Annotated in this window: 16 protein-coding genes; 6 read left to right on the top strand and 10 right to left on the bottom strand. The window is 40.7% G+C overall.

Annotated elements, in window-relative coordinates:
- Nucleotides 1–209: 209 nt before the first annotated feature.
- The 10 genes from cas2 to J7K40_01275 all read right to left on the bottom strand — a co-directional run bounded on the left by cas2 (nt 210) and on the right by J7K40_01275 (nt 10,637).
- Entirely contained in the window at nt 210–500 is a 291-nt protein-coding gene (cas2, locus tag J7K40_01320; protein MCD6161039.1) for a CRISPR-associated endonuclease Cas2, read from the bottom strand.
- A 116-nt stretch (nt 501–616) separates the two neighbouring features.
- Nucleotides 617–1,648, bottom strand: coding sequence for a type I-C CRISPR-associated endonuclease Cas1 (gene cas1c, locus J7K40_01315; GenBank protein MCD6161038.1), 1,032 nt, complete (start codon nt 1,646–1,648; stop codon nt 617–619).
- Between the two features lie 3 nt (nt 1,649–1,651).
- Entirely contained in the window at nt 1,652–2,359 is a 708-nt protein-coding gene (gene cas4 / locus J7K40_01310; GenBank protein MCD6161037.1) for a CRISPR-associated protein Cas4, read from the bottom strand.
- 15 nt (nt 2,360–2,374) lie between these two features.
- Nucleotides 2,375–3,397, bottom strand: a complete 1,023-nt coding sequence (gene cas7c / locus J7K40_01305; GenBank protein ID MCD6161036.1) for a type I-C CRISPR-associated protein Cas7/Csd2 — start codon at nt 3,395–3,397, stop codon at nt 2,375–2,377.
- The gene (gene cas8c, locus J7K40_01300) at nt 3,397–5,166 is read right to left on the bottom strand and encodes a type I-C CRISPR-associated protein Cas8c/Csd1 (GenBank protein MCD6161035.1); all 1,770 of its coding nucleotides are present in this window, start codon (nt 5,164–5,166) and stop codon (nt 3,397–3,399) included. The genes cas7c and cas8c overlap by 1 nt, the downstream gene beginning before the upstream one ends.
- Entirely contained in the window at nt 5,166–5,903 is a 738-nt protein-coding gene (gene cas5c / locus J7K40_01295; protein ID MCD6161034.1) for a type I-C CRISPR-associated protein Cas5, read from the bottom strand. Before cas5c ends, cas8c begins: the two co-directional genes overlap by 1 nt.
- 13 nt (nt 5,904–5,916) lie before the next feature.
- Nucleotides 5,917–8,262: a CRISPR-associated helicase Cas3' gene (gene cas3, locus J7K40_01290; GenBank protein MCD6161033.1), complete on the bottom strand. Its 2,346-nt coding sequence runs from the start codon at nt 8,260–8,262 to the stop codon at nt 5,917–5,919.
- Nucleotides 8,263–8,584: 322 nt separating this feature from the next.
- Nucleotides 8,585–9,043, bottom strand: coding sequence for a hypothetical protein (locus J7K40_01285; protein MCD6161032.1), 459 nt, complete (start codon nt 9,041–9,043; stop codon nt 8,585–8,587).
- Nucleotides 9,044–9,166: 123 nt separating this feature from the next.
- The gene (locus tag J7K40_01280; protein ID MCD6161031.1) at nt 9,167–9,340 is read right to left on the bottom strand and encodes a hypothetical protein; all 174 of its coding nucleotides are present in this window, start codon (nt 9,338–9,340) and stop codon (nt 9,167–9,169) included.
- 271 nt (nt 9,341–9,611) lie between these two features.
- A complete protein-coding gene (locus J7K40_01275; protein ID MCD6161030.1) occupies nt 9,612–10,637 on the bottom strand; it encodes a hypothetical protein in 1,026 nt (341 codons plus the stop codon).
- A gap of 187 nt (nt 10,638–10,824) precedes the next feature.
- Between J7K40_01275 and J7K40_01270 the strand changes: the two genes are divergently transcribed.
- From J7K40_01270 to J7K40_01245, 6 genes are all read left to right on the top strand, one after another.
- Nucleotides 10,825–11,367, top strand: a complete 543-nt coding sequence (locus tag J7K40_01270) for a hypothetical protein (protein ID MCD6161029.1) — start codon at nt 10,825–10,827, stop codon at nt 11,365–11,367.
- Between the two features lie 66 nt (nt 11,368–11,433).
- On the top strand, nt 11,434–11,922 hold the full coding sequence (locus J7K40_01265) for a hypothetical protein (protein ID MCD6161028.1): 489 nt from the start codon (nt 11,434–11,436) through the stop codon (nt 11,920–11,922).
- A 54-nt stretch (nt 11,923–11,976) separates the two neighbouring features.
- Complete coding sequence (locus J7K40_01260; GenBank protein MCD6161027.1) at nt 11,977–12,489, top strand: hypothetical protein; 513 nt, start codon at nt 11,977–11,979, stop codon at nt 12,487–12,489.
- 102 nt (nt 12,490–12,591) lie between these two features.
- Nucleotides 12,592–12,864 (top strand): hypothetical protein, encoded by a 273-nt coding sequence (locus J7K40_01255; protein MCD6161026.1) that lies wholly within the window; start codon nt 12,592–12,594, stop codon nt 12,862–12,864.
- A 52-nt stretch (nt 12,865–12,916) separates the two neighbouring features.
- Nucleotides 12,917–13,153: a hypothetical protein gene (locus J7K40_01250; protein MCD6161025.1), complete on the top strand. Its 237-nt coding sequence runs from the start codon at nt 12,917–12,919 to the stop codon at nt 13,151–13,153.
- A 39-nt stretch (nt 13,154–13,192) separates the two neighbouring features.
- The coding region (locus J7K40_01245; GenBank protein ID MCD6161024.1) for a hypothetical protein at nt 13,193–13,394 on the top strand (202 nt) is incomplete at its 3' end.

Raw genomic sequence — 13,394 nt, 5'->3', positions numbered from 1 at the left:
GTTTCAATCCACGCCCCCGTGAAGGGGGCGACAGCGGAGCTTCTAAGTAATTATAATACAATAAGTAAAAAGATGCAATCCGCGAACCTTTAATAAATCCATAAAATTCTATCACCTTAATTCTATCATTGTTCCCTATTCCCTTAAACAATAACAACTTTCAGCATTCGCGAACATTCCGGTAAATTTATGTACGCTTCAGGTTCGCGCTAAATAATCAGCGGGCCTTCTGGGTCATATGACGACTTAGCACCAAAATGCTCAACTCTGCGTTTCCAATTCTTCCCCAGAAAGTAAAACCGTAAACTATCTGTCTCTTTATTTACTTTCTTCACCAACTTGCTGCGAAGAGCAACCCACTGCGCTGGATCAACCAAGCACTCAAAAACCGAATATTGAACTCGCTGACCATAGTTTTCACAAATCTTTGCTACATGACGCAGCCGCTTTCTGCCTTCCGATGTTTCAGTATTTACATCGTAGGTTACCAGAACTAACATGATAATATCTTACTTTCAATTTTTACGTTATCAGTTTCTATTGTCATATTGCTTCTAATTTCTCAATCATCAATCTCCTTCTAATTTATCTTAACTCTATGATTCGATCATATTATCTACTTCCAAATAAAGGGAGGATACCCATCTAAATCGCCGCGAAGAAAACGCGCCATGAGCATCGCCTGAACATGCGGCAGCAAACCGATATGTATTTTTTCATCTAAGAATGTGTGATTAATAACATCCTGCTTGCGATTTTGATAAGCCTTAATTACAGTTTTGCGTGCTTTTTCATTCATAACGACAGCACCTGTTTCAGATTTTTGAAAGCCGGTTCCCTTAAGCTGTTTCCTGTTTACCAGCGCAAGAGCCAAGCGGTCTGCAATATAAGGACGCAATTCCTCCATCAAATCAAGCGCTAATCCCGGACGTCCAGGTCTATCTCTATGTAGGAAACCAGCAGCTGGGTCCAGCCCGACTGTATCAAGCGCTGACCTTATGTCATGAACCAATAATGTATAGTAAAAAGAAAGTAGTGAGTTAAAGTTATCAAGGGGCGGTCGTCGAGTTCGTCCTTTAAAGAAGAACTCTTCTTTTTGTGTTTTTATTTGAAGGTCTAACACGCTGAAATATATCCGTGCGGCCATACCCTCTTTGCCGCGTACAGTATCTAACTCTATTTGCTTAGGCATATCTTCGAGAATTTTTTTCAAGCTATCCGATGCTTGCTTTAATGATTGAATATCATTTGTATTAGAGCTATCTCTTGCCGCTCTCAAAATCGCCGTTCGGCAATTGGCGATTTTGGCAATCACTACCGATCGAGCTGGCTCAACAGACATTGCCTTATTATCAGAACATCGATATTGCGCTTTCCGAAGCAGGATGTTTCCCGCTACCGGACCTTGAATTCGCGCCCAAAACTTGCCCCATTCACTTAAAAATGAAACCGAAACTCCGCGTTCAGCGCAAAGTCCAAGCATAGGTGGAGAGCAAGTTATCTGTCCGAAACAAACGATACCTTCCAGAGTATGAATTGGTACATGAAGCTTAGTCTCGTGTTCTACACTGATTAAAACAGCCTCGCCTTTACGCGATAAATAAGAGCCTTGAGTCATTACATATAAAGTGTTAAGGATTCGTTTCATCCATTATACCTCGTTTCCTTTATTTATTTCAGCGACTATTCGAGCAAGATACTTTCGAACGCTTTTTGAACCAGTAACTTTAGGCAAGCAAAATGATTTTATCGAACAACTTTCACATTTCTTGTGATATGATGCAATTGGAGTTTGTCCTTTTTTGGCATACTTATGTAGTTTATCGATTAAGGCAAATGTTTCTGCTCGAAGCGAGTTGTCTATTGCTACATCATGACGCCTTCGCGGCTGACCGTAAAATATTTTCCCTGTCTCGATGACTATATTAAGCATTTCCTCAAGACATAAAACCTGACCGCATAATTGGACTTCATCGCAGCGGCTGATTTTAGGCCGCCCCCGTTTGTATTCAACAGGCATAGGCTGCCAGCGGCCGGGGATGCTCTCGAGCACAACCCCGGCTTGTTTCGATTCATCGCCAGTCAACAGTTGGAATTCCACAATATCGGCGATACCTGTAAGTCCATACCGAAGAGATCTCAAACGCAGACTTCGAGCTATCCTCAAATCAGTTCGTGATTCGGTTTCAGGCAGGTCGGCGCGTTCATGAAGATTCGTACCCTCCGCGGTCAAGCGATTTTCAGCCCAGATGTTTTCTAAGTACATCAATCCCCACTGACGTTCGCAGAAAGCGAGATGCTGAAGCGCCGAAATTGGCTGCAGGTCATCCTCGGTGAATTTATTACATTGCTGGCTCATGACTAAATTGCTTTTCTAATCTGATTTGATATGAGTAGCATCTTCTGGTGGATTATCCCATTTGATTTCAGTCTTGCCGCCATCTCCGTATATAATAAAGCCGACCCTAACACCTGTCGGGATTCTGCTTTTATGAAAGATAACCTCATAATCGGAGAAAGACCGCGGCGCTTCGATACCATCGCGCTTATTAACCTCTACCAAGTCAAACAGCTTATGCGCCGGGGCACAGCCAAGTTTAGCCTGTTGGAGGCGCTGAGTTTCATCGGAATCGGTGCCTATATGCTGAAATACAAATATCGGCGCCCGCACCGACATGATGCCCTTACTGGCCGAGCGATCGTGTTCGTACATATTGAGCAGAGTCTCCCAGAATAGGCTTAGGTCGTCATCGGAGAAACCAGTACCCTGAGCCAGATGCGCGCTGATAAAACCCTTGGCGATGTATAAACCGTAAGGGATTAGCGTTTTTCTGCCAATAGTGCGAAGCTTATCCTCTGGTTGTTCGGCTGTCCATTTCTCATAATCTTCGCTGGATTTGGCGCCGGTAACTTTATCGGCAACGGCCATACGAGTTATAGATAAATCAAGTGGTAATACCGGGTCTACTGATTGGGCAAAAGCAAACTGAACAGGTCCGCGAACCTGTCCGGCATTAGGACCGGTACTCATGACTGCGCCGAAAGTGCGCACATCATAGAAATTTTCACACATCCACTTGCGAGCTTTACCAACTTTATCTTTGTTAGGACTTTTAGTCAGATCGAAACCGTCGTTGGCTTCTTCATGGGCGCGCGCAATTGATGTATTAACATTAGTAGCATGCTCGATAAATATAGCGTTGGGCATTTCGTTTCCGCGAGCTGTCTGGACATAATTGCGGACGCGGCGTTTCAGAGCTACATCTGAGACCAATCCGCGCATATTTTGCGGGTCGATACGCGGGGCATTACCGGCATCGGGATCGCCGTTGGGATTGCCATTTTCGCAGTCGAATAAAAACATGAATTCATAGCGGTTGTTGATTGGATTGCTCATTAGTTTGTCTCCTTTTGGTTATTTTGATTGTTATTTTCATTATCTTTGTGTTCGCGTGAAGCGATTTGCTGATAAAAGCCGAGTGCAAAAAGGCTTTGTTCTTCAAGCGTTAATGTTGCCGGAATATTATCTTTAATTTGACACCATATACCGGCAATTTTATTTTCATACCAATGCGCCAGTCCTTTAGAGTCGAGCTTGCTTATATGATGTTGGCTTGTGTTGGCTACTCGTCCCAGTATAAGCGCGGGAGTTGCGCTGGCGGCAGTATAATATCGCTGGATTACGCCGGCGCCAACATCGCCTAAAGCAGCGCGCTGAAGGGAAGCGTATACTGCCATCAGACGACCGCAATGGTAAGCTGGTTCGGGGTGTTCTTCATTGAGATAACATTTCATCATAGAATCCTTTCCTTGAATTTTATTTTTTCTGATATGATATGCTTTTAACAGTCCCATACGGGCATGATTGGCGGGTTGGTCTTCAATAACATCTACCCTCATTCGCAATAATGCTTGAGCAAGCGCATCTTCGGATAGAGGTTCGTTTTTAACCGCAGAACGCCACATTTTAGCAACAAAAGGCGCAGGCAAATCATCTAATTTGCGAACAGTTGCGCTGAGTACTGCCATAAATTTGGGCGGTTTGGCTAAACCGTCGCCATGTCTGTTGACAATCTCCAAATCTGAAAACCATTGTTTAATGTTTTCAACAAGTTCTTCGAATTGCCCTTCCATCCAATCGCGCACCATTACCCGCCCGCTGGCTCCGGAAAGCGTAAGAGCATAGTAAAAGTTTTCGTGCATATCAGGCAGTTTGCCAGTGCGAATACTTTTCAGCAGTTCTTTCGCGCGATGTTGAGCATTCAGTTCATCGGTTTCAGCGCCTTGTTCAAGCCATGATAGCGGGTCGTTCTCATCGGCAACTATTTCCTTGAACCAATGCGCTACTTTAGTGCCGGCCAAACGGGTGGAATGTTTTTTCAAGATATCATTAAGAGCGCCAGCATAAATATAGGCTTCTGCTTCCGAAACTGCCGAATTAACAGCTTGATGCAAACCAAATGAACAAAAGGAATCCTGCTTGAAACTGCATAAAGCATCACCTGCAGGTTGTCCGCCAACATCGCTTAATTTATTTATTTTAGGGGATACTTTAATAGGTTCAACCAATTCCCCAGATAGAAAGCTACGCATTTTTAGCTCTGGTGTTTCCTTTTTGGATTTGCCGGATGATTTATCTGCAGTCAAAGATTTTCTGAAATCCTGCCACCAATCAAGCCAAGCTTTAGATTCAATTAAAAATTCATCTTCAACCATAAATGTAACTTTATCAGTGGATTTGACTTTTCGAGATTCCATATCATTTCGTATTGATTCTAACATATTCTCATCTTCAAGTTGATTAGCTATAAGCGATAAACCAGAGATAGCATCACTCGCTTTATTGAGGAGTTTGATAAAGTAAGAATGTTTTAGTTTAATTTTTGCATCATCAGCTTTTTTACCAAACAGAGCAACGACATCTGCGGTCTCTACAAGGAAATGACTTTTGGTTATACCGCCTGCTTTCATCTCGGTAAAACTAAGGTCAGGGCATTGAAACGAGCGGCCGGGATTTTTTTTGAGACTTGCATCTCCCAGCTCGCTAAGACCTAAATATTTTCCGCCAGCATCAAAATTCAAACACCACCGAACATCTTTTTCTTTAATTCCCGGACCGAATATTAAGCCACGTTTCTCAGCATATTCTTTAAGCAAATGCAGCATCAGCTACCACCTCCTCTAACTTTGAAAACCTCCGGGCTTTCATAATCAGGCACCATCAATACGCCGTTCTTAATCTCCGGCTTAAACAAACTTATTGACAGGTTGAAGTTTTCTTTTTGCCAATTCCTTGAGTCATACTGTCGGGATAAATCAAAGACATCGTAAAGCATCCAGCCGAGATCGCCCATATCACTGACTGACAACTCAGGCGGCGGAGCGTCTATATCAACAAGATTGAAATATGCCGGAAACTCCCGGCATCCAAAGTATGGCTGGTAGATACATTTGCCATGTTTAGCTCGACGGCGAAATTGTTCTTCCATACCGTTGAGCCTATTCTCGAATCCGTCCCATGGACGAATCTCAGCATGCAAACGGTATTGCACGTTTTTGAGCGCCATTGTCTGGCGTTGGGTTCTGCCTTTAGTATCTGCATTAAGGTCTGCAAAAATTGGCTCGGGTTCTTTTTTGCCATCCATATAGCTAACAAGAGCTTTTTCTGAGATTTTATCCTTCACCTCATTTCGCCGCAGGGCAATATAGCTGGGCGGCTTCAAAATCTCGATTTTCGTGATTTGCCACCTGAACTCTGTTGGCTTGCAGTATATAGCATCATAGATACCGCGCGCCGCCGATGGCGTAATCACCGGGTAACTGAATCTCTCGACCTTCATCTCCGGCCGCGAGAAACAAGCGAAATCACCCCAGACATCCAAGGCTTGATTTTTTGCTTTCATTTTCCTCCTTTTTTTAGATTATTGAATAGTCCTTTGTTGACGGATTTAAACCTTTCTTTAAATCATAGTCTTCTTTTTCTAAATAAATAAACCAGTCATCTCTATTATCTTTTTTTCTATAGATTGGAACCGGATCAAGATGAACCCATATAGGGTCTTTATCTCTTGGTCGGTATAAACCGATAGTATAAGGTCTGGCTTTAGCAATCCATTCACGGCTAAGACCGTTTGTTTCCGCATCCTTTTTTAGCTGATTGTAAATATCCTCATTGTACGGTACTAGAACGTTAATGCTATTTTGCTTGATGACTCTATACTCTTTTGATGTTTCAACAAAATCTTGACGCTTGATTGCGTTAGTCAAATCTTTGCTCATATTTTCAATATTTTTAAACATGTAAAGCTTTCGATAGTACTCCTCGAATAGCTTGGGATTGTCAATATCCAATCCATCAGCGCCATATTGCCTTAAAAGCATTTTAGTTATATCAGCTGCTTGACTATAATCTCCAGATGGATAAACTCTTTCATTTGAACCAACTTCCGGCAAAAATACTTTAACGCTGCCGTTTTCGAGCTTGCCATTGCGGTTGCATCGACCTGCCGCCTGGGCTATGGCATCCAGCGGTCCCATAGCTCGGTAAACAACGGGGAAATCAATATCTACGCCTGCTTCAACGCATTGGGTCGAGACTAAAAGGCAGGAGCTATTCGATTCAAGTCTTGCATGCACCTCTCTTAACGTATCTTGCCGATGAGACGGGCACATACTCGTTGATAGATGCAATAATCCTTCAACATTGTGAACTATAAGTTCGTCATAGAGCCGGTAAGCATGACGCTTAATATTAACTATACAAAGCGCTTGTTTATTTTTCGATAACCGGTCGGCAAGCTCCTCCCATGATATATTGTGATCAAGTTCAGGCCATTCAACTTTAGTGCGTTTCACTCGATTAAACAGGTTTAGTTTTGCAGGCGCTATCTCATTAGGCTGCCAACCACCAGCACAAAATGCTTTTACCTCATCATCAAGATGCGCGAATGCCGGCTGAGTAGCAGTTGAAAATACTACGGTTGAGTTATAACGTTCGGTTAAGCGGGATAGTGCAGCTAATGTTGGAACAATTAAATCTACCGGAAGCGTTTGTACCTCATCGAAAAGAATAACGCTTTTCGCCAAGCGGTGAAGTTTACGGCATGCTGACGGTCTGTTTGCAAATAGCGATTCTAAAATCTGAACGCTGGTCGTAATAATTATGGGAGCGTCCCAATTTTCCGCTAAGATGTTTTTTTGGCGCTGGTATTTATTTTCACTATCTTTATTATCGTTATTCTCAGATTGATTATTGCCTCTGGTTCCGGCCAGACTGTGATTTTCAAGAATATAATCATTCTCAAAATCTGAAAAGATTTTCTTATACACATTAACCGTTTGTTCGATAATACTCAGATAAGGTATGACAAACACTATGCGGCGAAGCTTATACTTTTTGGCATGCTTAAGCGCGAAAGCCATCATGCTTAGCGTTTTGCCCGCTCCTGTTGGCGCAGTTAAGGTAAATAATCCGGGCTGTGATGATGCCGCCTTTAAACAGGTTTCGAGCAAGTCTTTCCGTAATAGCATAATTGCTTCAGATGATTTTACATTGCCATTCAGATTTTCAAGATAACGATTCAGAATTGACAATGCTCTATCAGATTCAAGAGGAGGTCCCATTTTTCTATATTTCTTATTGCCATTAGAATCAGTTTTAAAGTGCGCTTCGGTTTCAATGAAATCTGCATCCACAAGCGCCGAGTATAACATCCGTATATCCAGCATAGCAGCGGCGGATATTGTCGATTCATTTTTCAATGCATTTTTATAATCATAAATCGATTGCGATAAAGCTGAGGAAATAACCAACCCATCTTTTTTGAACCTTTTAAGCAACATGTTGATATCAGGTTCAGATAAGCGCAATCTTAGCGGATGGTTTATTTTCAACTTATTAGGATCTAAATCTCGCAGACTTAACTTATCAACTTTTTGCAGACCGATATGATGTCCCTGAATAGCCACAGCTGATGCTACACCATGTTCCCTGAATTGTTCTAACGCTTTCCAGGCACCGGCTGACCAGTGATCAATACCACGTATTTTATGTGGGTTACGTAAGCGCTCTTGAAAAAGATCACCGTATTTCCCGAGGTCATGCAGTAAACCTGCAAGCTTCGCTTCATCAGCGGCATTAAATGTATCAGCATAGTCAAAGGCGCGATTGGCAACATCAGATAGATGTTCACTGAGAAGAGCTATTTTGTTATTAATAGAACTATGCGAAAAGTACTCATGATTCGACTTGAATTCCTTCATATGATACCTCCTCTATTTTAAAGTTGTAGTTAATTTAATAACCTTTAGAATCTACAAATATTTCCATTGAAATTCAATGAAGTAATACTATTTTAAGCAATTTAGTAATGGCTTACACATTTAATTAATATTTTGAATGAAAATATTCTTGTGCTACTGATTTTGTACCTTTGGTAAATAGTAACCTAAAGAAATTATTGTCTTTTCATTATTTATTCGTTGGATATATTTATAAATGATACTACTGACAGAACCTGTCAGTAAATGTAAAATTAATCATAAAAAAAGCCCCCACCAATAATGACAGGGGCTTGGGGTCGGATTACCAACCACAGATTTTTTGTAGCTTCTTATGCATCACCTCTCCGAACCGTTTACGATGATCGTACAGCTTTGCCTGAATCTGCTCTGGGGTGTCTTTCTGGCAAATTATAGCCCAGGGATTTCCCTGCAGATAGTGCTCATCAAGTGTAAATAGGCCTTTTTCTATGAATACAGTTACGACATTTGAATACACTTGGTGTGTGTAATATGCATAATCCGTCTTATCAAGTCTCAGGATATGATATTTCAGCTCGTCGGTTCGGATATTGTTGTTTCTGATAGCTTCATAGAATTCAATACGAATGTCACGCTGTTGAATGGAATCCGTTACTCCAAGCTTCGATCTGACGTAATCGTCGCCATAGCGTGGAATATCAAGATTGATATGGTACCAAATTTTATGAGGTTCTTCAATTTTCGATATGAAGCACGTTTGACCTTTTCTGAGTATAAACATTATTAAATTTTGGTTGAACCTCTGCCATTATTGGCAAAGATTACTTGGTTAAAATTAAAAGACTTAAATGTTATTCCCGTATAGTTTTTCCAATTTCCATGCCATCCTGGCAGCCACCCACCCTTACCGCTTGTTTTTAAACGATTCGTTAATAAGATGATCGATTTCTTGAATCTCTTTTAAAACCGGACTGGTATCATCTTCTTTTGGCAGAGCATCTTTTTCATCCAGCCGGGTATCGGTCTGTTGCAATTTTTTTAATTTCAGCCTCGGATCGTTGATAAATTTCTTTTTCATTTTTAAATCTCCTGCAAATTGTTTGCTGTATTAGAAAAGAGAAGTAGAGTGAAAGTGTAGTAGGGTAGTTTCACTTTCACACCCACTTTCACATAGGGTTTCACACCTGTTAAGTCATTAATTGGTATGCTATTAACCTTCCCAAGTGTGAAAGTGTGAAAGTGTTTGGGATTATATAACCCCCTATATATATATAATATTATATACCTTTATATTCTCTCTATATACTATATACATTTCAATATACTTTCACACTTTCACTTATAACATCCTATCCTACTGAATCACAATTACTTAACTGCTGTGAAAGTCCCTGTGAAAGCCTAAATTGGACTTTCACACTTTCACACCTGATTAGTGTATAAATACGCTTCCTGGAGCCAACTTCGGCTGTTGAAAACGTCCAATTATTATCTGCCAATATTTTCTCAGAATCTTTTAGCCTGGATGCTAATTGGTGAGCGTTCAAGAATGGGTTTTTTGTGCCGATTCTCTTCGCAAGAATTGAGAAGGTTGTATTAAGTTCATTTGCAGTCCCCTTTACCATCATGCCATATTGCCCCGGTCCGATATCAACTGGATAGGGGTTGATAAATGTATTCTTGGAATTTAGAGAATCTTGTTTTTCCTCTTCTATTTGGTAATCTTTCAATAAAGAGTCAAGCAGTTGAATAATGGGATTAGTGCCGCGTGAATTTTCGAGCGATATATTATTTTGAGTTTCAATCCACTTTTTCACTAGCTTGTCAATAGTTATAGTATCATTAAAACCTTCTATCAGCTTTTCTGCGATCATTATCATACATGCCAGGTAGCTATTAGCTCGCGATTTTGAATGATTGGGATATTTTATTGAGAGGTCCTTTACGATAGAATTAAGCTCGCCATCTGCTATTTGTTTAAGCACACCGGATATCATTTGAAAAATAGCCGATAGCATTAGGTCTCTGTTTTTGAAAATATCCACATAGATCAATTCATTCCACTCAGGATTGCCGTATTGAGATTGGTCAAATTTGATTATAAGCGCCCTATTTATCATTTCATTCTTTTTAAAACTTTCAATGCCAGTGCTATTAATTAATGTTTTGACTCTTTCTGTCACATTCTCCTTGTCAGTTCCTATTTTTCTTTTTTCCTTTTCGATACCGGTAACAGCAGTAATAATAAAGTCATCTAATCCTTGATTAAGATTATCTAATTCCAAATTATCCAATTGAATCAAAGGATTTAATGCGCCATCAGTGTAGTTAGAAGCAACGGTCCCTTTCTTTAAAACCTGCCTGCCATATATCAAATAAGATCATTGAAAACTGAAGAGATAAAGAAGAGTAATAGTGAATATTCACAGGTTAAGAATTTGATAATCCTAAATATCCAGCTCCAGATGGTGTTGATCAACCAACCTGGATAGCTGGGAAGGAGGAATACTGATATAAACATTTTCGTTAACTAAATTTGTAAATTTTAAGATTGGAGGTCTTTTGAAAAAGACTAAAACAATTCTGACAATTCAACAGCTGGCTGAGCTACGAGGTTACCCCGACACGAAAAAGCTAGCAGAAGAAGCTCTGAAAAACGGATTAAGCTCCATAATTGCAGGCAATCCTCATGTCTATTTAGAAGACTGGGACGAGTATGTTCTTAAATCAGCAGCTGCTCAATTGTCCCAACGCAAAAAGTCCAGTAAGTCCCTGGCTGATACCGATCAAATGGGCATCATCAAGTCTAATCTCAAGAGGTTGCCCGAGTCCATCCGCTCTAAAGAGAGAAAACTGAAGACCAGTCAGGCGCTCCTTAAGAGTGCTTCATCCGATAATGAGCGTGATAGCCTTCGCACTGAAATCAGCAAGCTTAAAAATGAACTCTTCACTCACAAGGAGAACCTGAAAAAGGCGAAAGCGCGCCAGAAACAGCTTCTCGCCCAACGCTCAGCAGAGCTTGATGCTCAAGAAGCTGAAGATAACAAGGCTGATGATTCAACCAGTGATGAAAATAAATCAACAGGTGAATCAGCTAGTAAATAACTGTAAACAATCAAACCCCGGTGTCCGCTAAACGCGGCGCCGGGCTAAACCTTAAAGGAGTAAATTGTGAAAAATTCAAAAGAACAAAAACCGATCTTCTTGTACAACTACTTCGGTCACCACGACGTTTGCGGCAAAGGCTGTGAGAAGATTCTCGAATTGTTAACACCAGCCAACGCCATAGTTACTGACGGCGACCATGATTACATTGATATGGAAGAATATGACCGCTTCATATTGTCACATCTCGAAAAGCTCAAAAAAGAAGCTGAAAAAGATAGCACTTACGCTAAAGCATATGATTATGTACGCGAGACAGACGATTATTTCGATGATAGACGCCGCTTTATCAATCTGGTCACATTGAGTTATGCCGACCGTTGCCCTAACAAGAGAATAACATTTAAACGAGATTATGAATTCGCTTCTGCTAATTTCAGAGCTCTTTTCGAACATTTCATTCATGCCCATAACCTTCTATTTCAATCCACGCCAACACCTGCTGATTATCACAATCCAAAGGATTCGAAAATAGAAAGTACAGATAACAAGTAAGGTCGTTTCAAACCCCTCTGGCCGTTGTTCCTCCGCGGCCGGGAGGATTAAATAATGATGGAGGACAACAATAAAAACTTAAAACAGAATGAGGTGATAAAAATGAAAGATAAAGGTGATTTTCAGGTACCGGTTGAAGACCATTTTAAAGCACTCCGGCTTGATAATAAGCAACGAAACGCGGCGTTGAGCATCCTCACTGACGCTGATGCCATAGTAGATGAAAATGGTGAAAAGCAATTTTCAGTTCGAATCTACACGGATTACATCCTCTTCAGATTGGATGAACTCAGCAATTCAGCCAAAAAACTCAAGTCATTGGATGATTTAAAAAACTATGAATCACTCACCCGGGGATTCTTGCATGAATGGACAATTATCATTGGGAATATATCTCATCTAATTGCCGAGGGTCATAATCTTGATGAAATTGACGAAGCTGGGAAAACGTTTGAGAGGTTAATTGGAGATGTACGGGACATTTTTGAGCATCTGGTCGATGCCAATAAATTGTATATCGAATTCGGTCGTGCATTAAAGGATAGTCCAACAAGCAGTCAAACATAGGAACGTTTGTGGCGTTCCGAAGCCTCCCGGTCGTTTTTTCCATTGCGGCCGGGAAGTAACATAATAGTCGATTTAATAAGCGTAAGTAAAAGGAGTAGTTTTATGCAAGATAGTTGGATACAGGTAGCAACGGTCATCAAGAAAGGACCGGTAATAACAATAAGCGATGCTGATGAAGATATTTCTGAAGTATTAGATTGCAAGCCAATTAATCCTCAAAATGAATGGGCATCTGTTTTAGCATTAGCCGATTTTAGCGATGGTATGTATGAGATATATGGGAAAATCGAGGGCATAGATGATAAAATAATAAAAGAGATTTGGATTAGATCCTACGTTTTTCAAGATTTAAACTCATTATCTCATGCTATTTAAAAGGATAAAAAAACTGCTGGTAATTGTGGAATAAGAAAGATGGAATGTTAACATGCCACGACCTCGCCGTAAAACACCTGATGAACTGATGGAGGAGGCCTTCTGGACCAGGCGGGATATTATCCGCTTGTTCAGGAAAGCACCTGCTAACATCGATCAGTTTATCAATCATCCCGAGCCAAAGAAACGGCTGAAGGGTTATATGATAAACGGTGAGTTTCAGGCAGAGAAGAAGGTCGTGTTAAGGTATTTTGAATATAAACCATTTGGTGAGGATAACAAACAATGATAACGCACTCACTGCTGTTACTTTGAAAGGGTAATATTTATGGCATCTCTATTTAAAAGAAATGGAGTTTGGTGGGTTGTGTATTATGTTAACGGGAAACGATGTCGAGTTTCAGCACGAACCCGAGACAAAAACCTAGCCAAACAGAAACTGAATGATATCGAGCTAAAGCTGTTCAAAGGGGAGCTAGGTATTCCTGAGAAGAAAACTTCACCCATATCAATCCCAAAGTTTTTCAGGA

The sequence above is a fragment of the Candidatus Zixiibacteriota bacterium genome (assembly GCA_021159005.1).
Classification (GTDB): Bacteria; Zixibacteria; MSB-5A5; order UBA10806; family 4484-95; genus JAGGSN01.
Note: the sequence above shows the minus strand (reverse complement) of the source record. Positions and strands in the feature narration are given on the sequence as shown.